Origin of the sequence: Micromonospora sp. NPDC047753 (assembly GCF_040642735.1) — a bacterium.
Classification (GTDB): domain Bacteria; phylum Actinomycetota; class Actinomycetes; order Mycobacteriales; family Micromonosporaceae; genus Micromonospora.
The window spans coordinates 1-21,611 of record NZ_JBEYSL010000054.1 but is presented as its reverse complement, the minus strand read 5'-3'; the positions used below and the strand labels follow the sequence as shown (position 1 = coordinate 21,611).

The 21,611-nt window shown below is 72.1% G+C and carries 22 protein-coding genes and 2 pseudogenes; 13 read left to right on the top strand and 11 right to left on the bottom strand.

Annotated features, from left to right (window positions below; all coding sequences use genetic code 11):
- The 4 genes and pseudogenes from ABZ749_RS07460 to ABZ749_RS07445 form a co-directional block, all read right to left on the bottom strand.
- Positions 1-362, bottom strand: a pseudogene (locus ABZ749_RS07460) (MFS transporter); the annotation flags it as partial.
- A 76-nt stretch (positions 363-438) separates the two neighbouring features.
- Complete coding sequence (locus tag ABZ749_RS07455) at positions 439-918, bottom strand: hypothetical protein (RefSeq protein WP_357223916.1); 480 nt, start codon at positions 916-918, stop codon at positions 439-441.
- Positions 919-927: 9 nt separating this feature from the next.
- The gene (locus ABZ749_RS07450) at positions 928-1,401 is read right to left on the bottom strand and encodes a GNAT family N-acetyltransferase (protein WP_357223913.1); all 474 of its coding nucleotides are present in this window, start codon (positions 1,399-1,401) and stop codon (positions 928-930) included.
- 10 nt (positions 1,402-1,411) lie between these two features.
- The gene (locus ABZ749_RS07445; protein WP_357223910.1) at positions 1,412-2,014 is read right to left on the bottom strand and encodes a TetR/AcrR family transcriptional regulator; all 603 of its coding nucleotides are present in this window, start codon (positions 2,012-2,014) and stop codon (positions 1,412-1,414) included.
- 617 nt (positions 2,015-2,631) lie between these two features.
- Between ABZ749_RS07445 and ABZ749_RS07440 the strand changes: the two genes are divergently transcribed.
- Together ABZ749_RS07440 and ABZ749_RS07435 are read left to right on the top strand one after the other, a co-directional pair.
- Positions 2,632-2,901 carry a hypothetical protein gene (locus ABZ749_RS07440; protein WP_124859437.1) on the top strand — a complete coding sequence of 90 codons (270 nt, stop codon included), beginning with the start codon at positions 2,632-2,634 and terminating at the stop codon, positions 2,899-2,901.
- Positions 2,901-3,938 (top strand): hypothetical protein, encoded by a 1,038-nt coding sequence (locus ABZ749_RS07435; protein WP_357223907.1) that lies wholly within the window; start codon positions 2,901-2,903, stop codon positions 3,936-3,938. The genes ABZ749_RS07440 and ABZ749_RS07435 overlap by 1 nt, the downstream gene beginning before the upstream one ends.
- 47 nt (positions 3,939-3,985) lie before the next feature.
- Here ABZ749_RS07435 and ABZ749_RS07430 read toward each other — a convergent pair whose 3' ends face one another.
- Together ABZ749_RS07430 and ABZ749_RS07425 are read right to left on the bottom strand one after the other, a co-directional pair.
- Entirely contained in the window at positions 3,986-4,516 is a 531-nt protein-coding gene (locus ABZ749_RS07430; RefSeq protein WP_357223904.1) for an SRPBCC family protein, read from the bottom strand.
- Positions 4,517-4,828 (bottom strand): metalloregulator ArsR/SmtB family transcription factor, encoded by a 312-nt coding sequence (locus ABZ749_RS07425; RefSeq protein WP_355009751.1) that lies wholly within the window; start codon positions 4,826-4,828, stop codon positions 4,517-4,519.
- A gap of 98 nt (positions 4,829-4,926) precedes the next feature.
- On the opposite strand from ABZ749_RS07425, the gene ABZ749_RS07420 reads away from it, so the two are divergent.
- The gene (locus tag ABZ749_RS07420) at positions 4,927-5,856 is read left to right on the top strand and encodes an LLM class F420-dependent oxidoreductase (RefSeq protein ID WP_357223901.1); all 930 of its coding nucleotides are present in this window, start codon (positions 4,927-4,929) and stop codon (positions 5,854-5,856) included.
- 33 nt (positions 5,857-5,889) lie between these two features.
- Here ABZ749_RS07420 and ABZ749_RS07415 read toward each other — a convergent pair whose 3' ends face one another.
- Complete coding sequence (locus tag ABZ749_RS07415) at positions 5,890-6,312, bottom strand: hypothetical protein (RefSeq protein ID WP_357223898.1); 423 nt, start codon at positions 6,310-6,312, stop codon at positions 5,890-5,892.
- A gap of 189 nt (positions 6,313-6,501) precedes the next feature.
- Between ABZ749_RS07415 and ABZ749_RS07410 the strand changes: the two genes are divergently transcribed.
- The 3 genes from ABZ749_RS07410 to ABZ749_RS07400 all read left to right on the top strand — a co-directional run bounded on the left by ABZ749_RS07410 (position 6,502) and on the right by ABZ749_RS07400 (position 9,508).
- Entirely contained in the window at positions 6,502-7,185 is a 684-nt protein-coding gene (locus ABZ749_RS07410; protein WP_357223895.1) for a hypothetical protein, read from the top strand.
- Positions 7,182-8,453, top strand: coding sequence for an FAD-binding protein (locus ABZ749_RS07405; protein WP_357223892.1), 1,272 nt, complete (start codon positions 7,182-7,184; stop codon positions 8,451-8,453). The genes ABZ749_RS07410 and ABZ749_RS07405 overlap by 4 nt, the downstream gene beginning before the upstream one ends.
- A 143-nt stretch (positions 8,454-8,596) precedes the next feature.
- The gene (locus ABZ749_RS07400) at positions 8,597-9,508 is read left to right on the top strand and encodes an alpha/beta hydrolase (protein WP_357223890.1); all 912 of its coding nucleotides are present in this window, start codon (positions 8,597-8,599) and stop codon (positions 9,506-9,508) included.
- A 124-nt stretch (positions 9,509-9,632) separates the two neighbouring features.
- Here ABZ749_RS07400 and ABZ749_RS07395 read toward each other — a convergent pair whose 3' ends face one another.
- Entirely contained in the window at positions 9,633-10,772 is a 1,140-nt protein-coding gene (locus ABZ749_RS07395) for a site-2 protease family protein (RefSeq protein ID WP_357223887.1), read from the bottom strand.
- A gap of 147 nt (positions 10,773-10,919) precedes the next feature.
- A complete protein-coding gene (locus tag ABZ749_RS07390; protein WP_357223884.1) occupies positions 10,920-11,774 on the bottom strand; it encodes an alpha/beta fold hydrolase in 855 nt (284 codons plus the stop codon).
- Positions 11,775-11,925: 151 nt separating this feature from the next.
- On the opposite strand from ABZ749_RS07390, the gene ABZ749_RS07385 reads away from it, so the two are divergent.
- From ABZ749_RS07385 to ABZ749_RS07370, 4 genes are read left to right on the top strand one after another with little or no spacing between them, the layout of a single operon-like run.
- Positions 11,926-12,825 (top strand): ABC transporter ATP-binding protein, encoded by a 900-nt coding sequence (locus tag ABZ749_RS07385; protein ID WP_357223880.1) that lies wholly within the window; start codon positions 11,926-11,928, stop codon positions 12,823-12,825.
- Position 12,826: 1 nt separating this feature from the next.
- Positions 12,827-13,627 (top strand): ABC transporter permease, encoded by an 801-nt coding sequence (locus ABZ749_RS07380; protein ID WP_357223877.1) that lies wholly within the window; start codon positions 12,827-12,829, stop codon positions 13,625-13,627.
- Between the two features lie 26 nt (positions 13,628-13,653).
- The gene (locus tag ABZ749_RS07375) at positions 13,654-14,784 is read left to right on the top strand and encodes a histidine kinase (protein WP_357223874.1); all 1,131 of its coding nucleotides are present in this window, start codon (positions 13,654-13,656) and stop codon (positions 14,782-14,784) included.
- Entirely contained in the window at positions 14,781-15,413 is a 633-nt protein-coding gene (locus ABZ749_RS07370; RefSeq protein WP_357223871.1) for a response regulator transcription factor, read from the top strand. Before ABZ749_RS07375 ends, ABZ749_RS07370 begins: the two co-directional genes overlap by 4 nt.
- A 16-nt stretch (positions 15,414-15,429) precedes the next feature.
- Here the strand turns inward: ABZ749_RS07370 and ABZ749_RS07365 are convergent, their stop codons facing one another.
- Together ABZ749_RS07365 and ABZ749_RS07360 are read right to left on the bottom strand one after the other, a co-directional pair.
- Positions 15,430-16,341 carry a L,D-transpeptidase gene (locus ABZ749_RS07365; RefSeq protein ID WP_357223869.1) on the bottom strand — a complete coding sequence of 304 codons (912 nt, stop codon included), beginning with the start codon at positions 16,339-16,341 and terminating at the stop codon, positions 15,430-15,432.
- A 75-nt stretch (positions 16,342-16,416) separates the two neighbouring features.
- On the bottom strand, positions 16,417-17,862 hold the full coding sequence (locus ABZ749_RS07360) for an alpha-amylase family glycosyl hydrolase (RefSeq protein WP_357223866.1): 1,446 nt from the start codon (positions 17,860-17,862) through the stop codon (positions 16,417-16,419).
- Between the two features lie 288 nt (positions 17,863-18,150).
- Here ABZ749_RS07360 and ABZ749_RS07355 point away from each other — a divergent pair, with 288 nt between their 5' ends.
- The 3 genes and pseudogenes from ABZ749_RS07355 to ABZ749_RS07345 form a co-directional block, all read left to right on the top strand.
- Entirely contained in the window at positions 18,151-19,770 is a 1,620-nt protein-coding gene (locus ABZ749_RS07355) for a ferric reductase-like transmembrane domain-containing protein (protein WP_357223863.1), read from the top strand.
- Positions 19,770-21,233, top strand: coding sequence for an NADH-ubiquinone oxidoreductase-F iron-sulfur binding region domain-containing protein (locus tag ABZ749_RS07350; RefSeq protein WP_357223860.1), 1,464 nt, complete (start codon positions 19,770-19,772; stop codon positions 21,231-21,233). The genes ABZ749_RS07355 and ABZ749_RS07350 overlap by 1 nt, the downstream gene beginning before the upstream one ends.
- Before the next feature lie 52 nt (positions 21,234-21,285).
- Positions 21,286-21,611: pseudogene (locus ABZ749_RS07345) on the top strand (hypothetical protein); the annotation flags it as partial.

Here is a 21,611-nt window from a genome sequence, read left to right as displayed (position 1 = left end):
GCTGACGGCAGCAACGCCGTCTCGCCGGCGTCGATCAGCACGTAGCTGACGCCGTAGGCGCACGCGACGGCGAAGATGAGCCAGGTCTGCCCCGGCCCGCGCACCGCGAGGAGTGCGAGCAGGACGGCCGCCAGCATGAGGTTGACGGCGATGACCAGCGGCCGTCGGGCCGCCCGGTCGAGCAGACCGCCCAGCCACGGGCCGGTGAGCACCGGGGCGTAGACGCAGAGCCCGGCGAGGGCGGCGAGGCTGGTGGAGCCGGTGAGGTCCAGGATCCAGATGCCGGCGACCAGGGACATGGCGCTGCTTCCGAAGCCGGACAGCAGGGAGATCGCCACGAACAGGCCCGCGTTGCGACGCATGAGCACTCCGAGTTGAGTCGAGGTGACTCATATCCTCAAGCTTGAGCGGAACCGCAGGCAATGCCGCTGGCCTTTGTCAATCAACCGTTGACAGGGCGAGGTCGATCTTCCTCGCCGCGGTCCGCGCCGGCGCGGGCAGTCGCTCACCCGCTCCGGTGAGATCGGTGGTGAGGTGCAGGGCCAACGCGTGCAGCGAACCCGGGGCCGCGTCCAGCGCGGCGTCCACTGTGCTCCGCACGAGCGCCGCTCGACGAAATCGGCCGTCCCACCGCTGGTCGGCCCCGATCCACCGGGCCAGGTCGGCCACCGCCGCCCGCAGCGCCGCGATCTGCTGAGGCATCCGGAGGTCGAGCTGCTGCCGCCGGGACCACCGTGCCGCCACCAGCCGTTGTCGACGCTGCTCGGCGGCCTGCCGGCTGCCGAGGCCGAGTGCCGTCGCGATCTGAGCCCACGTCGCACCGTCGTGGCGTGCGCGGTCGATGAGCTCCAGCTCCTGCTCGTCCAGGCGGGCGCGGGTGGCGCGGATCTCCGCCAACTGGGCCAGCTCCGACGTCATCCGTCAACGTTACATTGACACTGTCGGAGTCCGGGCGGCGATCGTCCTGGGGGCGCGAACCATGAACACGTCCACCGCATCCTCGGTGTCGAGGGTGAAACCGTGCCGCTCGTACAGGCTCCGGGCCGGGCTGCCCCGCAGCACGTTGAGCCGGACCGGCGTGCCGGCGCTGTCGCACCGGCGCAGCAACTCGCGCAGCACTGCGGTGCCGATGCCACTGCCCTGTAGCCGCGGAGCCAGGTAGAAGTGCTCCAGCCAGTGGGCGTCCGCGGCGGGCCGTAGCGCCACGCAGCCGGCGAACGCGCCGTCCACCTCGACGACCCAGGTGTACGCCGGTGCGAAACCGTCCCGCAGGCGCTGCCGCACCCGCTGTTCGTCGTACCGCCCGAGCCGCTCCAGATCGGCCCGCAGTACCACCGCCCGCAACTCGGCCACCGCCTCGACGTCCGCCGCCGAGGCCGGCCGAAGCTCCCAGTCCGCCATGATCAATAAGCTAGCGCGGCCCGGTTTCCCGGTGGTGGCGCAACCCCGCGACGAGGAGTTCGACCATGCGACGCGCGTCATAGCGGGGTTCGCCGGCGCCGATGCAGAGATTGCCGACACCGCGCAGCAGCTCGAAGGCCGTCACGTCGGGGCGGATCTCGCCAGCCGCGGCAGCGGCGTCGAGCAGTTGGGCGCACACCGGCAGGAGCCGGTCCAGGAAGTAGGCGTGCAGCGCCTCGAAGGCCGCGTTGTCGGACTGTAGCGCCTCGGCGAGGCCGTGCTTGGTGACCAGGAAGTCGACGAAGATATTGATCCACTGGGCGAGGGCGGCGTGCGGTGTGTCGCTCTCCGCCAGCAGCGTCGGCCCGGCCTCCGCGCACGCCTCGACCTGGTGTCGGTAGACGGCGACGATGAGGTCGGCTCGGGTCGGAAAGTGGCGGTAGATGGTGCCCACACCGACGCCGGCCCGGGTGGCGATGTCGCGTACGGGCACGTCCACGCCCGAGGTGACGAAGGCCGAGGCGGCGGCGGCCAGCAGTGTCGCCTCGTTGCGCCGGGCGTCGGCCCGCTTCCGCGGGGTCGGCCTCCCTGGTTCGCCGTCGATGTCGACCAACGCGCCGTTACCTCCTTGGCAAACGGAACAGTGTCCCGTGTCATTGTTAGCGGAACGAGGTTCCACTTGCCCAGGATGCCAGATCGGGTGGACCAGTCGCCACCGCCGCGGACACCGCGCTCCCGGCCGACCTGCTCGGGCGCTGCCGCTGCCCGATCCAGGGTGTCTGAGTAACCGTCGCACCCCGCCCTTCCGGGCTCTTGTCGCAATTCGGACAAGACGGTAAATCCCCTGGTAGGGCACCCTTGGGGCAGGTGGAGGTAGACGGGTGGCGGGCCACATCCCGAGCCTCCGGCCCGGTGGGGACAACATCGTCCGCACCGGTGCCGCCCTCACCCAGCCCGGCCTCGAAGCCGTGGCGGTCACGGCACAGCTGCCGTGTCGATCGCGCGTACGACAGGTCGTGGCTGTCACCGACACCCCTGCGGGCGCCCGCAGCGGTGCCTCCGCCCATCGGGACAGGGACGTCAGCACCATCGGCAGTCAGGCAGCGCCGTCCGCCGATCGTGCCCACCGTCCCCGTGCCCCGCCGGCCTTTCGCACTGTGGACCCCGCCGGGGTCCGGCGTCGCTCGACCGCGCGCCGAGACCCGGCGACCGAGCAAGAAAGGGCCCGACATGGCCGCTCCCACAGCAACCGCAGCCCTGAACGCATCCGTCTTCGCGCCGGGTGACCAGATGCTGCTGACCGTCACCTACTCAGACGCCGACACCAAACCGCTGACCGTCACCATCGTGGTCACCGACGCGCAGGGCAACAGCAGCGCGCCGGTCAAGGTCACGGCGGTCATCGACCCGCTCACCGTCACCGTCACCGACAACTCCGGACGTACCTGGACCCGGGTCTCCGACAACGGCTCCGTGGCCGTGTATCGGTCGGTGGCGTGATGCCCAGGGTCACCGTCCAGGTCCGCGACGCCGCCGGCAACACCGCGACGGCAGCCGCCGACTACAGCCTGAGCCAACCCGTGCTCGGCGGCTACTACCTCTCCGGGGGCGCCGACCCGACCGCCGACATGGCCGGCGGCAACTTCCGGTCGCTCACCCAGTACCGCAGCTTCGCCGACGGCTTCATCTTCCCCGGCTACAACCGGCCCTGGCTGGTCAACCTGGGTAAGGCCGGTGTGCAGATGAACATGGTCCTGGAGTTGAAGAGTTACGGCGCCCCGAACTACGGGCCGCAGAGCTTCACTGTGGACGGCGTCAGCTACACGGTGCCGGCCCCGTCGATGACCATCCAGCAGCGACCGGGCACCACCTGGCCGAGGGCGTACGGGTACAACCAGGTGATCAAGGGGCAGTGCGACGGGTTGTTCGCCCGCGCCCTGTCGCAGTACCGGGCGCTCGGTTTCGGGGTGAACATCCAGCTCGCCTCGGAACTGGACACCGATCACGAGTTCGGCACCACCGAGGACGGGAAGGCGTACACCTGGGCCGAGTCGGACGCTCGCGCGGTGCAGGCGATGAACTACATCCTGACCTGGTTCAAGGCGCGGACCCTGCCCACCGGGACGACCTTCTCGGTGGGGTTGGGCGGCTTCGACAGGGAATGCTTCCAGCGCACCCACCCGGAGTCACTGATGTCCCGCCTCGACTACCTCCAGTGGAACGTGTACGGCACCAACGCCAGCCACACCGCGCTGGCCCGGTTTCGTCGCACCAAGGACTGGGCGGTGGCGGATCTCGGCCCGGTGGCGCTGTCCCGACCCGTGATCATCGCGGAGTGGGGCGTCAGGGTCGCCGAGATTCCGAACCAGGCCGCCTGGATCGCCACCGTCCCGCCGGCGATCGCCCAGCTCAACGCCGAGCGCGGGCCACGGATCGTGCGCACCAACTACTTCAACTCCGGGTGGGGCACCCTGGTGCCGAAGGCGGCCGGGTTGACCGCGCTCCGCGAGGCGTACGCCAAGCGACCGTATGTCTGACCGGGTTCCGGCGGCTCCGGGCTCCGGGGCCGCCGGAACTGCACCGGTCAGCCCTCACCGAGCCGTTCGGCGTACGCGTCGCGCAGCTCGGGCCAGCCGAAGTCCTTGGCCTCCGCGCCGCGGATCGGGCCGACCGGGTCGCCGTCGAGCAACCGGTCGGCCACGTCGAGGCAGAGGTGCCAGCCGGCCGCGACCATCGGCAGCATGCCCCGGTCGGCGACGGTGTGCCGCAGGGTGAGCCGGGTGCCGTTGCCCAGCGGGCTCAGCTCCCAGCGCAGCAGGTCGTCGCCCCAGGTGTACTCCAGCAGGTGCGGCGGCTCGGCCCGGCGTACCGTCGCCGGGTCCTCCTGGGTGGTCTCGCCGTCGACGAGGGTGAGCACGGCGGCGCCGGCGTTGCCGAGATCGCGGTCGGCGAGGAACGGCGCCCACTGCGCGAGCTGCGCCGGGTCGGTCAGTGCCGCCCAGACGGTGGCTGGCGGATGCCGCAGGTCGCGGACGAAGACGAGGGTCGCGCGAGCGTCGTTTCGCTCGGCGCGCACGTCGGCGGGTGGACTCGGGCGGAACGCGTCGCGGTCCATTCACTGCTCCTGACTGTCGAGGTGCCGTTCCAGGGCGTCCAGGTGTCGGGCCCAGAGCCGCCGGTACGGGTCGAGCCAGCCGTCGACGACCCGCAGCGGGCCGGGGTCGAGGCGGTAGATCCGCTGTCGGGCGGCCGTCCGGCAGGTGACGAAGCCAGCGTCGCGAAGCACCCGCAGGTGTTTGGAGACGGCTGGCTGGCTGACCCCGAGCCCATCGACCAGCTCGCCGACGCTGCGTTCGGCGTCGCGGAGCTGATCGAGGATCCGGCGCCGGGTGGGCTCGGCGAGGACGGTGAAGGCGTCGGTCGACACCTTCCCAACATGCCTCTTTCGTCATATGACTGTCAAGGCATATGGCGGCGGTCGCCGTCCCGACGCGCCACCGCCGATCGGCTCCCTATGCTCGGATCATGGAACTTCGGATCTTCACCGAGCCCCAGCAGGGTGCCAGCTACGACCAGTTGCTCGCCGTCGCCCGGTGCGCCGAGGACGCCGGCTACGGGGCGTTCTTCCGGTCCGACCACTACCTGAAGATGGGTGACGTGAGCGGCGAGCCCGGCCCCACCGACGCGTGGACCACGCTCGCCGGCCTGGCCCGGGAGACCAGCCGCATCCGGCTCGGCACGCTCATGACCGCCGCCACCTTCCGGCTGCCCGGCCCGCTGGCGATCACGGTGGCGCAGGTCGACCAGATGAGCGGCGGCCGGGTGGAGCTGGGCATCGGCACCGGCTGGTACGCCGAGGAGCACAGCGCGTACGGCATCGCGTTCCCGCCGCTGGGCGAGCGGTTCGACCGGCTGGAGGAGCAGCTCGCCGTCATCACCGGGCTCTGGGCCACGCCGCCGGGGGAGCGGTTCGACCACGACGGCCGGTACTACCCGGTCCGGAACTCGCCGGCCCTGCCCAAGCCCGTGCAGCAGCCCCGTCCTCCGATCCTGCTCGGCGGTACGGGCCCGAAGCGCACCCCTCGGCTGGCCGCCCGCTACGCGGACGAGTTCAACCTGCCGTTCGCCTCGGTGCCGGACACCGCGGCGCAGTTCGACCGGGTACGCGCGGCCTGCGTCGAGATCGGCCGGGACCCGGCCGAGATGGTCTGGTCCAACGCCCTGGTGCTCTGCTGCGGGCGCGACGACGCCGAGGTGGCCCGCCGCGCTGCCGCCATCGGTCGCGATCCGGACGAGCTGCGGGCCAACGGTCTGGCCGGCACGCCCGCTGAGGTGCTGGACACCATCGGCCGGTACGCGGAGATCGGCAGCGAGCGGCTCTACCTCCAGGTGCTGGACCTCAGCGACCTGGAGCACCTGGAGCTGGTCGCCGGCGAGGTGATAGCGAGGCTCTGAGTCGGCCGGGTGGCCGTGGGACGACGTCGCCGGTCAGGCCCGGTGGAAGTTTGTCCCGACCGCGCTCGGGTCACCCAGCACGGTGTCCAGCCGTCCGTCGCGGTCACTGTCCACATAGGTGATGTCCGGGATCCCGTCACCGTCCACGTCGATCTGGACGACGTCGGCGACGCCGTCACCGTCGAGATCGGTGACCACCTCCACCGAGCCGTCCAGGTGACGCGTCACGATCGACTGTGCGCCAGGAGCGCGCGGCGGCGGGCCGGGTGCCGGCACCGGCGTCGGGGCGGGCGCGGGCGTCGGTGTGGGCCGAGGGCCGGGCGTCGGCGACGGGTGGCTCGAAAACTCGCCGGCCGGCGGCGCGCTGGCCTGCTCGACCTCGGTGCCGGTCGGGTCCAGCTCCTCCTCGGAGGGGAAGACGTCGCCTCGTGCGGCCGGATCACGGTAGCTGCTCATGGGCGTAGGGTTCCCCGACGACGACGAGAACAACCGTGCCCGATCGACCGGTGTCCCTGGTGCCCGGTCTGGCGGAAGATGTCGGGACCGACGCCACGGTCATGAAACGGGGGTCCGAGCGTGGAACTGCGCCGGAATCGGGGGGCCCGTGCGCTCGCCTCGGTGTGCGTACTCGGTGGAGTGCTTCTGTTGGTCTATCCCAGCGACGGCGCCCTGCTACGGACGATCATCGCGGTGGGGGCGATCGCGCTCGGCGCGGTGGCGCTGGTCAGCGCGATGCGGCCGTTCCGGTTCGGGATCCACTCGGAAGGGCTCAGCATCCGGCGTCCCGGCCTGCGCCGGGAGATTCGGTGGGACGAGGTCGACACGCTGGTCCTCGACGAGCCGCCCCGACGCGACGGCTACGCGAAACCGCCGCGACTGTTGCTGGTTCCTGTGCAGGGTGTGCCCCGTGAGCTGGTGACGGCGCGCCACCCGTCCGACGGTCGCCCGGCCATCGAGTTGCTCGTCCTCGACCAGGTCCGTGAGCAGCCCGAGCAGGTGTCCGAGGCGTTGACCCGCTATGCCGGCGACCGGTTCGTCGACCTGCTCGCGGTGCGCCGCGCCGCCTTCGAGGCACCGGAGCTCATGATCGGTCTGCGTGGCTACCAGATGGACCGGGTCGACCGGTTGATCCGACGCGGCCAGGACGCGCTGATGTCCGGGGACACGTCAGCCCGGCAGGCGGCCCGCGGGGAGATCCAACGCGCCACCAGGGCTGGTCTGCCGATCGCCCAGCGTGGCTACAACACGTCCGAGACGGATACCGTTCTGGGTGCCCTCGTCGCCGCGTTGGCCGACCAGCAGAGCACCGATCGGGAGACCGCCACATGACCGCGCAGGGACCGCACACCGCGTCGACCACTGACGTTCCGCGCCGCAACTGGGCCGGCAACGTGCGGTACGCCGCGAAGGCGTTCCACCGCCCCACCTCCGTCGACGAGCTGCGCCGGCTCGTCGCCGGCAGCAGCCGGATCCGGGCGGTGGGCAGCGGGCACTCCTTCAACCGTCTCGGCGACACCGACGGTGACCTGGTCAGCCTCGCCGGGCTGCCCCCGGTCGTCGAGGTGGACCACGAGCGCGGGCAGGTCACAGTGAGCGGCGCGATGCGCTACGGCGACGTCGCCCGACAGCTGCACACCCAGGGGTACGCGCTGGCGAACCTCGCCTCGCTGCCGCACATCTCGGTGGCCGGCGCGGTGGCCACCGCCACCCACGGCTCCGGTCAGACCCACGGCAACCTGGCCAGCGCGGTCGCCGGCCTGGAACTGGTCACCGCCGACGGCGACCTGCTCCGTGTCGACCGCGACACCGACACGTTCGCCGGCATGGTGGTCGGGCTCGGCGCGCTCGGCCTGGTCACCCGCGTCACACTGGACGTCGTACCGACCTTCGCGCTGCGCCAGTACGTACGCCTCGACCTGGATCGGACGGCGTTGGACGAGGCGCTCGGCTCGGCCTACAGCGTGAGTGTCTTCACCGACTTCCGTACCCCCCGGCTGCGCGAGGTGTGGCGCAAGCAGGTGGCCGACGAGCCGTCACCCCCGGCGGACTGGCTGGGCACCACGGCGGCCGACCAGCCTCGGCACCCGGTGCTCGGGATGCCGGCGGAGAACTGCACCCCGCAGCTCGGCGAGCCGGGCCCGTGGCACGAGCGGCTGCCGCACTTCAAGCTCGGTTTCACCCCGAGCAGCGGCGACGAGTTGCAGTCCGAGTATCACGTCGCGCGTACGGCGGCGGCGGACGCGCTCGCCGCCCTGGACGACGTGGCGGACCTGATCGCCCCGGTGCTGCTGGTGTCCGAGCTGCGGACGGTGGCGGCCGACGAGCTGTGGCTCAGCCCGAACTACCGGCGCGACAGCTTCGTGCTGCACTTCACCTGGGTCGACGACACCGCGGCGGTGCTGCCCGTGGTGGCCGCCGTGGAGGAGCGGCTGGCGCCCTTCGCGCCCCGCCCGCACTGGGGCAAGGTCTTCGTGACCGACCCGGCCGAGCTGTCCGCCCGCTACCCGCGCTACGACGACTTCGCCGCGCTCCTGGCCGACCTTGACCCGAAGGGCACGTTCCGCACCGAGGCCATGGACCGCTACTTCCCCCGGTGACCCGGCGCGTGTCATAGCGCGGCGGCATGGGGCGGCTGGGATTGGTGGGGTGCGAGACCCCGAGCGGACACTGACGTCTGTCGATGAGTCTCATCGTCCGGTCCCCGTCCCGGGACCGTCGGCTCCACCCCTCGGAGCGAGACATGCAGCCCGTACCCGCCATCATCCCCGAACCAGTCGTCCCTCGCCCCCGCCGCGGTCTGCGCTGGGCGCTCGCCCTGGCCGTGCTCGGCGCCGGACTGGGCGCAGCGACGCCAGCCGCCCACGCCGCCGCCAGCCCCTACGAGCGCGGCCCGGCCCCCACCGTGGCCAGCATCGAGGCCAACCGGGGCGCGTTCGCCATCGCCCAGAGCACCGTCGCGGCCTCCAGCGTCAGCGGTTTCCGGGGCGGGACGATCTACTACCCGACCAGCACCGCCGAGGGCACCTTCGGCGCGGTGGCCATCTCACCCGGCTACACCGCCACCCAGTCCAGCGTGGCCTGGCTGGGGCCGCGCCTCGCCTCGCAGGGCTTCGTGGTGATCACGATCGACACGTTGTCCCGCTACGACCAGCCGGCCAGCCGGGGCACGCAACTGCTCGCAGCCCTGGACTACCTCACCAACACCAGCGGCGTGCGTACCCGGATCGACCGCAACCGGCTCGCCGTGATGGGGCACTCGATGGGCGGCGGCGGCAGCCTCTCGGCGGCGAACTCACGACCGCAGTTGCAGGCCGCGATCCCGCTGACCGGCTGGCACACCGTCAAGAACTGGTCCGGCGTACGGGTGCCGACGCTGGTCGTCGGCGCGGAGAACGATTCGGTGGCACCGGTCTCGTCGCACTCGGAGCCCTTCTACACCAGCCTGCCGTCCACGCTGGACAAGGCGTACCTGGAACTCAACAACGCCAGCCACTCCGCGCCCACCTCGACGAACGTGACGGTCGCCAAGTACAGCATCTCCTGGCTGAAGCGCTTCGTGGACGACGACACCCGCTACGACCAGTTCCTCTGCCCCGCACCTCAAGCCTCAACAGCCATCCAGGAGTACCGCGACACCTGCCCCCACTCCTGACCCAACTGCCCGTCCCCGCCCCACCCCGCCCCACCCCGCCCCACCCCGCCCCACCCCACCCCGCCCCGGTCGATCATGAAGTTATTGCCACTCGGCACGGCGTGTCGGCGCAATAACTTCATGATCAACGGGAGGGGGTGGGGGTGCGGAGGGTGCTGCGTTGGACGGCGCGGCTGATGTCGCTGGGGGAGACGATGCCGGTCAGGTGGCCGTCTTCGGTCACCACCAGGGCGCGGCCGTCGGCGCACTCGGAGAGCCGGGGGAGCAGGTCGTTGAGCTGTTCACCGGGCTGGGCCAGCACCAGATCGTCGGCCCGGCAGGCCACCTCGGCCAGCGTGGTCGACGCCCGTCGCTCCGGCGGCACGCCCCGCACCCGGTCGACGGTGACCAGCCCGGTCGGCCGGCCGTCCTCGGTCAGCGGCAGCGCCGAATGCCGGTACGCGAACAGGTAGTGGTCGACGAAGTCCGCGACAGTCATCTGCGCCGAGGCCGTCTGCGGCTGCGGGGTCATCACGTCGCCCACCCGGATCCCGCGCAGCGCGGTGCCGGTGCGGGCCTGCCGCTCCTCCATGCCGGCCGCCCCGATCAGGAACCAGCCGATCAGCGCCAACCAGAGCCCACCGAAACCGACACCGGACAGGAACTGCCACAACCCCAGGCCGATCAGCAGCACACCCAGCACCCAGCCGGCCCGAGCGGCGACCACCGACGCCCGGGTCCGGTCACCGGTGGCCTTCCAGACCGCGGCGCGCAGCAACCGGCCACCGTCCAGGGGCGCGGCCGGCAGCACGTTGAAGACGGCCAGCAGCACGTTGATCCCCGCCAGCCAGGCCACCGCCCCGAACAGCAGGCCGCCCTGCCCGGCCAGCGCGAGCAACGCCGCGATGGCACCGAAGAACGCCCCGATCAGCAGGCTGACCAGCGGTCCGACGCCTGCGATGCGCAACTCCGCGCCCGGGTCACGCGGCTCGCCCCGCAACTCGGCCACGCCGCCGAACAGCCACAGCGTGATGCCGTCGACCTCCAGCCCGTTGCGTTTGGCCACCACCGCGTGCGACACCTCGTGGGCGAGCAGGCCGACGAAGAAGACCACCGCCGCGGCCAGGCCGGCGAGGGTGTACGCCACGGGCGAGCGGTCCGGGTACGAACGGGGGAACTGGTTCGCGGCCAAACCCCACGCGATCAGCGCGAAGATGACCAGCACGCTCCAGTTGACACCGACCGGCACTCCTGCGACCCGGCCAAGCCGGAAACTGGCCCTCATCGCACAGAGGTACCCCGCCAGGACGCCGACATGCCGCACCGCCAGAGTGGTCTTGCGTGATCAGGTGATGAGAAACAGCTGTCAGAGGCGTTCCTGAGCTGTTTCTCATCACCTGATCATGGCAACCGGGCAGGGCGACCAACCGGGTCAGCGGCGAGGGGTTTCGCTGGCGATTGTCGCCTCGCGGGGCAGGGCCGCCGCGCGCAGAGCCCAGTCCAGCGCGTAGTCGGCGATCGGCTCCCAGCCGGGTTGACCGACGGTGAAGTGTGACCGGCCCGCGAACTGCTCGTACGCGGTGAGGGCCCGGGACTTCTGGTAGAGCCCGGCGTTGGCGCGGACCACCGACGCCGGCACCACATGGTCGGCCTCGCCGGCCATCAGCAGCAGCGGTGCCCGGTCGTTGCGCCCGACGTCGACCCGGGCGGGTGAGCGCGGGTCGACGTTGGCGAAGGCGCCCTCGAAGAAGACCCGGCCGGCGCCCGGGACGGCGTAGCGCTGCCAGGCCCGGTCGGAGTCCTCGCGGCTCATCGTGTTGCCGAAGGTGTAGGCGAAGTCGTCCTGGGTGAACGGGACGGCCTTGCTGCGGTTGGCGGGGCTGCGCAGGATCGGGAAGCCCGAGCGGAGCTGACTCAGCGGCACCTTGAGCACCCCCTTGATCGCCGCGGGATGCACCCCCACCACTGACGCGCCGAGACCCCGGTCGGCGAGGACCTGGGCGAACAGGCCGCCGAACGAGTGCCCCATGATGATCGGCGGTCGGGGCAGCGCCCGGATGATCTTGTCGTAGTGCGCGACGATGGTGGCCATGCTCTGCTCGGCGATAGGGCCGGGATCGTCGCGCAACTGCTCCACGGACCGGTCCATGCCGGGCCAGGCCGGGGCGATGACGTGCATGCCGCGTTCGGTGTAGCGCTGGGCCCACCCCTCCCAGCTGCGCGGCGTCATCCAGAGCCCGTGGATCAGCACGATCGTGTCGACCTGACCCTGCGGCGTGGCACCCATCGCGTCCTCCCGGTGTCGCGGCTTCGGCCCGGCGGTTACCCGCTGCCGGGCGGGGAAACCCTCCGGGGGAACGGGCCCCTGACAAATGTCACGGTCGGAGCGTGACGACCGCTCCGGGCATCGGGGTACGCGCCGCCGGAGCATGATTGGCATGACCAGTACGCATCCGGCTGTCGAGTTGGACGGCCTCACCAAGAGCTTCGGCGCGGTCACCGCTGTCGACGGGTTGAGCCTTCGGGTACAGCCCGGCGAGGTGGTGGCGTTCCTCGGACCGAACGGCGCGGGCAAGACCACCACCATCGACATGCTGCTCGGGCTGTCCCGCCCGGACACTGGCACCGTCCGCGTCCTCGGTGGCACCCCCGACGAGGCGGTGGCCCGAGGTCGCGTCGCCGCCGTACTCCAGACCGGTGGGCTGCTCAAGGACCTCACCGTGGGCGAGACGGTGCGGATGACCGCGCACTTCTACCGGCACACCCGCCCCGCGGCGGAGGTGCTGGAGCGGGCCGGTATCACCGACATCGCCGATCGGGTGGTCGGGCGCTGCTCGGGCGGTCAGCAGCAGCGGTTGCGCTTCGCTCTGGCCCTGCTGCCCGACCCGGACCTGATGGTGCTCGACGAGCCGACCACCGGCATGGACGTCGAGGGTCGGCGCGACTTCTGGCAGGCCCTGCGCCGTGACGCCCGGCGCGGACGGACCGTCATCTTCGCCACCCACTACCTCGACGAGGCGGACGCGTACGCCGACCGGATCGTGCTGGTCCGGCAGGGGCGCATCGTCGCCGACGGCACCACCGCGGAGATCAAGAACCTGGCCGCCGGCCGTACCGTGCGGGCCACCCTGCCCGGCGCCGACCAGGCCGCGCTCGCCGCGCTGCCCGGCGTGGACGCCGTCGAGGTGCGCGGCGACAGCGTGCTGGTACGGACCGGCGACTCGGATGCCGTCGCCCGGCACCTGCTGACCCGGACCGCCGCCCGGGACGTCGAGATCACCTCCCGCAACCTCGAGGACGCCTTCCTCGCCCTGACCACAGCGCAGACCGGAGCCTGAGATGACCATCTCCACCCCCACCCGCGCCGCTGTCACCGAGCCGGACCGTCGGCTGCCCGCGCTGGGCGGGTTCGCTCCCGGCGCCCTGGGAATCGAGCTGCGCCGGGTGCTGCGCAACCGCCGCACCCTCGCCTTCACGCTGATCATGCCCGGCGTCTTCTTCCTCATCTTCGGCCTGCCGCAGGGCGGGCAGTCACTGGACAACGGTCGGCCGGTGACGGCGTACGTCATGATCAGCCTGGCCGTCTACGCGGCGATGGTGGCCACCACCAGTGTCGGTGGCGCGGTGGCCACCGAACGGGCCCTGGGCTGGAGCCGGCAACTGCGGCTCACCCCGCTGCGCCCGGCGGCGTACGTGGCGACCAAGCTCATCACCGCGATGAGCCTCGGCCTGCTCGCGGTGGTCGTCGAGTTCCTGGTGGGTGCCGTGGCCGGCGTCCGCGTCCCGGCGTACGTCTGGCTGCTGTCCGGGCTCGCCGCCTGGGTCGGCTCGCTGGTCTTCGCCGCGTTCGGTCTCTTCATCGGCTACCTGGCGCCGGCCGAGAACGTCATGCAGATCATCGGCCCCGTGCTGGCGGTGCTGGCCATGTTCGGCGGGCTGTTCGTCCCGGTCGAGGTGCTGCCGGACGTGCTCCAGCAGGTCGCGAAGTTCACCCCGGTGTACGGCATGGGCGTGCTGGCCCGTGCCCCGCTGACCGGCGACGGGGTGAGCATGGCGGCGGTGGCGAACCTCGTCGTCTGGGCGCTGCTGTTCGGCGTCGGCGCGGCCCGGCTGTTCCGCCGGGACACCGCGCGGGTCTGAGCGACCGGGCCGCTAGCGTGAACCCGATGGACCTCCCGACCGGGCAGCCGTGGCCGGTGAGCCGCCACTGGCGGGTCACCGGCTGGCTGCTGGCCGCCGTCTGGCTGTTCTTCCTCAACGTGCCGCTCGCCACCGCCCTGCACCAGCCGGAGCTGTGGCGGCGGCTCCTCGGTGTGGTGGCCCTTGTCGTCTTCGGCATCGGTTACGTGTTGCTGTTCCAGTGGGCGCGCAAACTGCGCCAGTCACTGTCGCCCATCCCGGCCGGCCGAGCTCGGGCCGGGCTGGCGCTGCTGCTCGCGGTGGGCCTGGCCAGTCTCCCGGGCACCGAAGGGGACTGGCTGGCCACCCTGGTCTACGTGGCCGCGGCGGCGGTCTTCCTGCTGCCGCTGCGGGAGGCGTTGGCCGTCGTCGTGCTCTGCGCGGTGACCCCGGTGCTGGCGTCCTGGCTGGTGCCGGGGTGGTCGGCGGAGAGCGGCATCGTCTTCGCGGTGCTGCTCGCCTCGTTCGCCATGTTCGGGGTGTCCCGGTTGGCCCAGCGCAACAGCGAACTCCGGGCCGCCCAGCAGGAGATCGGTCGGCTCGCGGTCGCCGAGGAGCGGTCCCGTGCCGCCCGCGACCTGCACGACATCCTCGGGCACTCGCTGACCGTGGTGGCGATCAAGGCCGAGTTGGCCGGCCGTCTGATCGAGGTCGACCGGGAGCGGGCCGCCACCGAGATCGCCGAGGTGGAGGCGCTGGCCCGGGCCGCGCTGGCCGACGTACGACAGACGGTCGGGGCGTACCGCGAGGTGAGCCTCGCCGCGGAGCTTGCCGGCGCCCGCTCCGCGCTGGCCTCGGCGGGCATCGCGGCGGACGTGTCGGCCGAGGTGCCCGAGCTGCCGCAGGAGTGGGACCGGTTGTTCGGCTGGGCGGTACGGGAAGGGGTGACCAACGTGGTCCGGCACAGCGGGGCGCGGTGCTGCGTCATTCGGGTGCACCCGGATCGGGTCGAGATCAGTGACGACGGTGGCGGGCCGTCCACTCCCGACCCGAGCGGGCACGGGCTGGTGGGCCTGCGGGAGCGGGCGCGGCGGCTGGACGCTGTGGTGACCGTCGGCCGGCGGTCGACGGGCGACGGTTTTCTGCTGCGGGTGCACGCGCCGGGGGAGGCCCGGTGAGCGGCGGCTCCACGCCGATCCGGCTGTTGCTCGCCGACGACCAGGCGCTGGTCCGGGGTGCACTGGCGGCCCTGCTCTCGTTGGAGGAGGACCTGACAGTGGTCGCCGAGGTCGGCCGGGGCGACGAGGTGGTGCCCGAGGCCCGACGCAGCGCTCCGGACGTGGCTCTGCTGGACGTGGAGATGCCCGGCCTGGACGGGATCGCCGCCACCGCGGCATTGCGGGCCGCGCTGCCGACCTGCCGGGTGCTGGTGGTGACCACCTTCGGTCGACCCGGCTACCTGCGGCGGGCCATGGAGGCCGGCGCGAGCGGTTTCGTGGTCAAGGACACGCCGGCCCGGCAGCTCGCCGACGCGGTCCGTCGGGTGCACGCCGGGCTGCGGGTGGTCGACCCGACGCTGGCCGCGGAGACGCTGGCCGCCGGGCTCAGCCCGCTGACCGAGCGGGAGACCGAGGTGCTGCGGACGGCCCGGGGCGGTGGCAGCGTCGCCGACCTGGCCAGGGCGTTGCACCTGTCCGAGGGGACGGTACGCAACCACCTGTCGGCGGCGATCGGCAAGACCGGTGCCCGCAACCGGGCCGACGCGATCCGGGTCGCCGAGCAGAACGGCTGGCTGCTCGGCGACTGACCGTGCGGGCCGGTGTTCAGGCGGTCGGCGGTGGGGCGGCCAGTTGGTCGACGACGACGACGCTGCTGCCGGGGCGGACCTCGGCGAGCAGTTCCCGTTGACCGCTGCGGGTCAGCCGGATGCAGCCGTTGGTGGTGTTCTCGCCCAGCTCGTCGTCGTTGTGCCAGGTGTGCACCCCGATGTGCGCGCCGCGCAGCCCGGACGGGACCGACTCCGGGTCGTCGGGCACCGACCCGAGGGCGTAGATGTCCACCCCGCCGTAGACCTCCTCCGGCGGTGGGGTGCGGCCCAGGATGAAGGTGCGCCCCAGTGGGGTCTCCTGGCCCGACTGGCCGAGGCTGACCTCCCAGGAGCGCACCGCCTTGCCGGCCCGGTACCAGGTGAGCCGGTGGACCTTGCGTTCCACAACGATCTGGTCGCGCAACGCCACCGTCTCGAACCCGCCGGGCGGCAGCCAGGCGAGGCGGCGGTTGGCCGAGGGCAGCAGGACCGCCGTCCAGCCGGCGCGCCGCTGGGCGATCGGCATGGTCAGCTCGACACCGCGGATGGTCGGTTCGAGGAAGGCGCGCGGCCGACCGCCGGGCGCGTCGTACGCGGCGATCCGTCTGGTCGGGTGCGCGCCGTCGGCCAGCGGTGTGACGTCCATGCTGAACGGATCGGCGGGGAACCCGCCAGGGGCGGGGTCGTAGTCGACAACCGGCAGCCCGTCCGGGGCGGGCGCGGCCGGGGGGATCGGCTCCTCCGGGCTCTGCTCCACACTGCTCGGAGTGGGGTCGGCTGCCACCACGTCGCGGTCGGCGGGGGCCGTCGAGCTCGGGGTGAGGGCCTGGCCGACCAGCAGCGCGGTCACCAGCAGCGCGGGTACGCCGATCGCGGCGGCCACCCAGACGCCGCGACGGCGGTACGGAGTCTTTCGGTCAAACAGCACGAAACCACTCTATGGTGGCGAATGCTTCGGGGCCCCCGGTTCGGCGAGACCCGCCGTCCGGAGGCCCCGATCGCGTCAGACCCGCGCGCCGATGTGGATGGCCACCGCGTCGTGCGCCGGCACGTTCGCCGCGAACCAGCCGTTACCGTCCACCGTGATCACCGGACCGCTGCACGTCCCACCCGCGTAGGTGCCGTGGATGACGTCGCAGTACCGACCGGCGGGCAACCCCGTGTAGTAGGAGCGGCCGTTCACCGCCGCGTCCTCGTCGTTGACGGTGAGGAAGCCCTTGCCGCTGCGACTGAACGCGATGTGGTTGTTGCCGTTGTCGTACCAGTTGGCCACGCCGGCACCCTCGGTGGCGTTGCGGAAGCCGACCATGTTGGCGATCACCGGCCAGCGGTGTTCGCACTCCCAGCCGGAGTAACAGGTGGCGTTGAGCGTCTTGTTGGCGCCGTCCGACGGTGGGCCGGCGTCCCGGTTGCTGAAGGTGTAGCTGGACATGACGGTCGGAGAGCCGTACGGCCAGGCCAGCATGAAGGCGTTCGCCAGCGCGTAGATGCCCCGGTCGCGGTAGGTCAGCACCCCGCCGGAGTCGCGCTGGGTGTCGTGGTTGTCGACGAACACCGAGGCCGGGCCGGTGGGCAGGTGCCCCCAGCCCTCGCCGAAGTTGCGCAGGTACGCCAACCGCTCGGAGCGGAACACCCGGGCCAGGTCCTTGCCGTAGCGGAACTCGTGCACGTCACCGTTGCCGGTGTACTCGGTTGGCTGGACCGGCTCGCCGGCACCGTAGATGACCTCCTGCACGATGTACGCCGAGCGGGACAGCTTGCCCCTGATGGCGGCGATGTCGGCGGCCGGCATGTGCTTGCTGGCGTCCATCCGGAAGCCGTCGACGCCGAGCGAGAGCAGGTCGTTCAGGTACGAGGCGATCTTCGTGCGGACGTAGTCCGACTCGGTCTTCAGGTCCGAGAGGTTGACCAGTTCACAGTTCTGCACCTCGTACCTGTCGTTGTAGTTGGCGATGTCGTCGCCGCCGTTGCGCCCGCAGTGGTGGAAGTCCTGGGTCTGGTAGATGCCCGGGTAGTCGTAGTGCGAGTAGGACGAGCCGGCCCAGCCGGTGCCGCCGTTGTCCTGACCGGACATGTGGTTGATCACCGCGTCGACGATCACCTTGACCCCGGCCGCGTGGCAGGTGTTCACCATCGACTGGAACTGGGCCCGGGTGCCCTTGCGGGACTCGATCCGATAGCTGACCGGCTGGTACGCCAGCCACCACTGGTTGCCCCGCACGTGCTCCTGCGGGGGCGAGACCTGCACGTACCCGTAGCCCTTCGGGCCGAGGGTGCTCTGGCACTCGCTGGCCACCGAGGGCCAGTTCCACTCGAAGAGCTGGACGATGACCTTCTTGCCGCCGGACGGGGCGGCGACGGCCGGGGGTGCCGTCACGGCGGTGGGGACGAGCAGGCTGGCGATCAGACCGAGGGCGAGGAGCGCCGAACCACGTCGACGTCGGTGCATGGGGGACTCCTGACGGGAGCGGGAGCGGGAGCGGGGGTGGTGGTGGTGCGGTGGGGGAGTGCCGGCTTGCCGGGATCTTGCAAGCCTGACTGAAAATTGCTGAAAGGTTACAAGCGTGTTGCGAGGACTGTCAATGCATGGGCATTCGTCACTGTCCTGATCGGTGGGTGGGAGCGGGTGGAACGCACGGCCGCGCCCCTCGGTTCGATGTCGGCCCAGAAATTTCCTTCCGCAGGTGATCCGCGCGCCCCGCCGGTCCGTACTGGATGGGGGAGCAGGGGTCGGCCGGTGGTGCGCCGCCGCGAGACGATCGAGGAGCAGATGGCCCGGGCAGAGCAGGACAAGAAGGCGGCGACGGTCCGGACCAGCGCCAGCAGTCGGGGGGTGCGCGCCCCGTCACGGTCGGCGAGCGCCCTGCTGATCGCGTCGGTGCTCGCCGCGCTCTGGGCGGCGATCATGCTGACCGGCGTTGGCCAGACGGCGTACGCGTACGGCTTCTTCTTCACCGAGTTCTTCGCCGGGGTCATCTCCCTGGTGGCGTTGAGCCTCACCGTGATGCTCGGTCTGCTCGCCACCGACCGGCTGGTGCTGCGCATCCCGCACCGGGTGCTGATGCAGTCGGCGCACCGGGCCACCGGCGTGCTGGGCGTGGCCGGGCTCGGCTTCCACGTCCTCACCAAGGTCGCCACCGGGCGGGCGGCGGCGACCGACGCGCTGGTTCCGTTCGTCGGCGGCCGTGGGCTCTACATCGGGCTCGGCACTGTGGCGGCGCTGCTGATGGTCAGCGTGATCTGGACCGGCATCATCCGCGCCCGCTTCGCCGGCGTCGGCCCGAAGTGGCTGTGGCGCACGCTGCACTCCACCGCGTACCTGGCCTGGCCGTTCGCTGTCTTCCACGGCCTCAACGCCGGTCGGGCCGCAGCGCCCTGGGTGATGTTCAGCTACCTGGGCTGCATTCTGCTGGTGGTGCTGGCCCTGCTGGTCCGGTTCTCGGTCAGCATCGGTCGGCGCAGCCGCGAGCAGCACCAGGCAGCGGTGCGCAACGCGGTGATGGTCGGCCGGGCCGAGGAGGCGAAGACCGCCAGATCGCTGCTGGCCGGGTTGGGTCGGCGCCCGAAGGCCGCCGAGAAGCGTCCCGCCTGGGCGGACACGACCACCGCCACCTGGGCCGCGCCGGCCACGCGGCGCGACCCGGAACGGTTCACCGTCCCGGTGGTGCCCGAGCCCGGTTCCCTCGTCGAGCCGGCCCGCCCGAGCCGCCGTCGGCGGGAGGAGGAGCCGGCCGCCCGCCGCGACACCGAACGGTCCTCACGCGGCCGACGTGCCGAGGAGGAGTCGACGACCCGCCGGTCGGCCCGCCGCAGCGTGGAGGAGACCGACACCCGTCGACGCGACGAGGAGGAGGTCGAGCCGGTGACCCGGCGGCGCGCCTCGCGTACCCGCGACGAGGCCGTGCCGACCGGACGGCGCCGCGTCGAGGAGCCGGCCGCCGAGCGGTCCCGTCGCCGGTCCCGCACCGAGGACGACGGCAGCCGTTACTCGGCGCCGCCGCTGCCGGCCCTCGCCGAGCCCGAGGAGCCCTGGGACAGCCCGCGCCGGTGGCAGGCCGACGAGCCGATCTCCGCCGGCCCGGTCTCCGCCGAGCCGATCTCGTCGGCGCCGCGCAGCGGCAGCGGCCGGCACAGCGTCGACGACGACCTGCCCGAGGAGCCGGACTACTGGCGTCCGCCGGCCCGGTACGTGCCGGACGAGGTGGCGCCGCCCGTCGACGACACCCCGACCCTTGTCGACCTGGCGTCCCGCCGCGCCAAGCGGGCAGCCGGCGAGGGCAAGTCCAAGCGCCGCAAGGCCAGCGCCGACGCGGTGGACGGGGCGTACTGGGCCGGGCTGCGGGGTGAGGCGAAGTGATGCGGACCGCCGTGCCACCTGTCGCCTGTGTGGGCGAGCCCCGGCTCACCGCCGGATTCGCCGAGTACGGCCGACTCGACCTGCGCGCGCACGAGGAGGTGCACGGACCGATCGGCCCGATGGAGCCCGCGCAGCTGCTCCAGCTCGCCGAGGGCATGCAGCTCAAGGGCAAGGGCGGGGCGGGGTTCCCGTTCGCCCGCAAGATGCGCGCGGTGCTGGAGTCCTGCGAGCGGCAGGACCTTGCCGCCGTGGTGGTCGTCAACGCCACCGAGGGGGAGCCGGCCAGCTGGAAGGACAAGGTGCTGCTGACCCGCGCCCCGCACCTGATCCTGGACGGTGCCGCGCTGGCCGCGTACGCGCTGGACGCCGACGAGATCGTGATCGGCGTGGCGGACGACGGGGTCGGCCGGGACTCACTGATGGACGCGCTCGACGAGCGCCGGATGCCGGTGCAGACGACGATCGTCACAGTGCCGCACCGGTTCATCTCCGGCGAGGGCGGCGCACTCGTCAACGGCATCAACGGGCTGCCGCACATCCCGCCGGGCACCAAGAAACGCTCCAGCGACTCCGGGGTCAGCGGTCTGCCCACCCTGCTGTCCAACGCCGAGACGTTTGCCCAGCTCGCCATCGGTGCCCGACTGGGCCCGTACGAGTACGCGGCGCTCGGCACCGACGACGAGCCGGGCACCGTGCTGCTCACGGTGACCGGCGCGGCGGGCCGACCGGCCGTGGTGGAGTGCACCGCCGGCATGCCGCTGCGCGACGTCCTCGACCTGTGTGAGGTGCCGGACGTCCAGGGCATCCTGATGGGCGGCTACCACGGCAAGTGGATCACCCCGGAGGCGGCAGAGAAGGCCGAGGTCTCCCGCAAGGGCCTGGCCGCTGTCGGCGGCACCCTCGGCGCGGGCATCATCGTCCCGCTCGGCGTCGACACCTGCCCGCTCGGTGAGGCCGCCCAGGTGGTGCGCTACCTGGCCGGCGAGTCCGCCGGCCAGTGCGGGCCGTGCAAGATGGGCCTGCCGGACCTGGCCCGCGCGGTGGACCTGGCCGTGGCCGGCAGCCAACCGGCGGACGTCGTGCGCGCCGCCGCCGGCGAGGTGAAGGGCCGGGGCGCGTGCAGTCACCCCGACGGCACCGCCCGGTTCGCGCTCTCCGCGATCGAGGTCTTCGTTGAGGACCTGCGGCTGCACAGCACCGGCGACGGCTGCGGCCGGCGGGTCAAGGGCATGATGGGGCTGCCGGGCGCACCCGACGCGAATCCGCAGAAGCTCACCCTGGACTGGTCCCGCTGCGACGGGCACGGCCTCTGCGCCCACGTCGTACCGGACTTCATCCGGCTCGACGCGAATGGATATCCGGCCTTCCCGGCCACCCCCGTGCCGACCTGGCTGCGCGAGGGCGCGCTGAAGGCGGTCAAGGTCTGCCCAGAGTTGGCTCTCCGACTCGCCAAGGCCGAATAGCCAAGCGTCAGGCCCACCAAGGGGTCCCTTCCGGACCGGAACGGAGAATCGGATGCGGATCAGCATGGCGTGGACAGGGGCCGGGCAGTCACGCCGCCGGACCGCAGCCGGGCAGTCACGCCGCCGGACCGCGGCCGGGCAGTTGCGCCGCGGGACCGCGGCCGGGCAGGTACACCGGGCCGCTGCCGCCGGGGCGCTCGTGGTGGCACTGTTGGGTGTCGCCGCCTGCACCGGCACCGCGCCGGGTGGGCCCGCCGCCGCCGGGTCGGCCCCGGCGTCGACCGATGTCCCGTCCACCACGACGGGGGCGCCACCCGCACCGACCGGGGCAGCGTCCACGCCGACCGGCGGGCCGCCGGCCGCTCCGGCGCAGGTCCC

Coding starts and splice junctions, on each gene's coding strand:
- ABZ749_RS07405 (WP_357223892.1), top strand. CDS start 7,182: ATGACCGCGCAGGGACCGCACACCGCGTCGACCACTGACGTTCCGCGC.
- ABZ749_RS07375 (WP_357223874.1), top strand. CDS start 13,654: ATGGACCTCCCGACCGGGCAGCCGTGGCCGGTGAGCCGCCACTGGCGG.
- ABZ749_RS07430 (WP_357223904.1), bottom strand. CDS start 4,516: ATGGACCGCGACGCGTTCCGCCCGAGTCCACCCGCCGACGTGCGCGCC.
- ABZ749_RS07400 (WP_357223890.1), top strand. CDS start 8,597: ATGCAGCCCGTACCCGCCATCATCCCCGAACCAGTCGTCCCTCGCCCC.
- ABZ749_RS07450 (WP_357223913.1), bottom strand. CDS start 1,401: ATGGCGGACTGGGAGCTTCGGCCGGCCTCGGCGGCGGACGTCGAGGCG.
- ABZ749_RS07395 (WP_357223887.1), bottom strand. CDS start 10,772: ATGAGGGCCAGTTTCCGGCTTGGCCGGGTCGCAGGAGTGCCGGTCGGT.
- ABZ749_RS07415 (WP_357223898.1), bottom strand. CDS start 6,312: ATGAGCAGCTACCGTGATCCGGCCGCACGAGGCGACGTCTTCCCCTCC.
- ABZ749_RS07380 (WP_357223877.1), top strand. CDS start 12,827: ATGACCATCTCCACCCCCACCCGCGCCGCTGTCACCGAGCCGGACCGT.
- ABZ749_RS07435 (WP_357223907.1), top strand. CDS start 2,901: ATGCCCAGGGTCACCGTCCAGGTCCGCGACGCCGCCGGCAACACCGCG.
- ABZ749_RS07420 (WP_357223901.1), top strand. CDS start 4,927: ATGGAACTTCGGATCTTCACCGAGCCCCAGCAGGGTGCCAGCTACGAC.
- ABZ749_RS07455 (WP_357223916.1), bottom strand. CDS start 918: ATGACGTCGGAGCTGGCCCAGTTGGCGGAGATCCGCGCCACCCGCGCC.
- ABZ749_RS07390 (WP_357223884.1), bottom strand. CDS start 11,774: ATGGGTGCCACGCCGCAGGGTCAGGTCGACACGATCGTGCTGATCCAC.
- ABZ749_RS07440 (WP_124859437.1), top strand. CDS start 2,632: ATGGCCGCTCCCACAGCAACCGCAGCCCTGAACGCATCCGTCTTCGCG.
- ABZ749_RS07350 (WP_357223860.1), top strand. CDS start 19,770: ATGCGGACCGCCGTGCCACCTGTCGCCTGTGTGGGCGAGCCCCGGCTC.
- ABZ749_RS07385 (WP_357223880.1), top strand. CDS start 11,926: ATGACCAGTACGCATCCGGCTGTCGAGTTGGACGGCCTCACCAAGAGC.
- ABZ749_RS07360 (WP_357223866.1), bottom strand. CDS start 17,862: ATGCACCGACGTCGACGTGGTTCGGCGCTCCTCGCCCTCGGTCTGATC.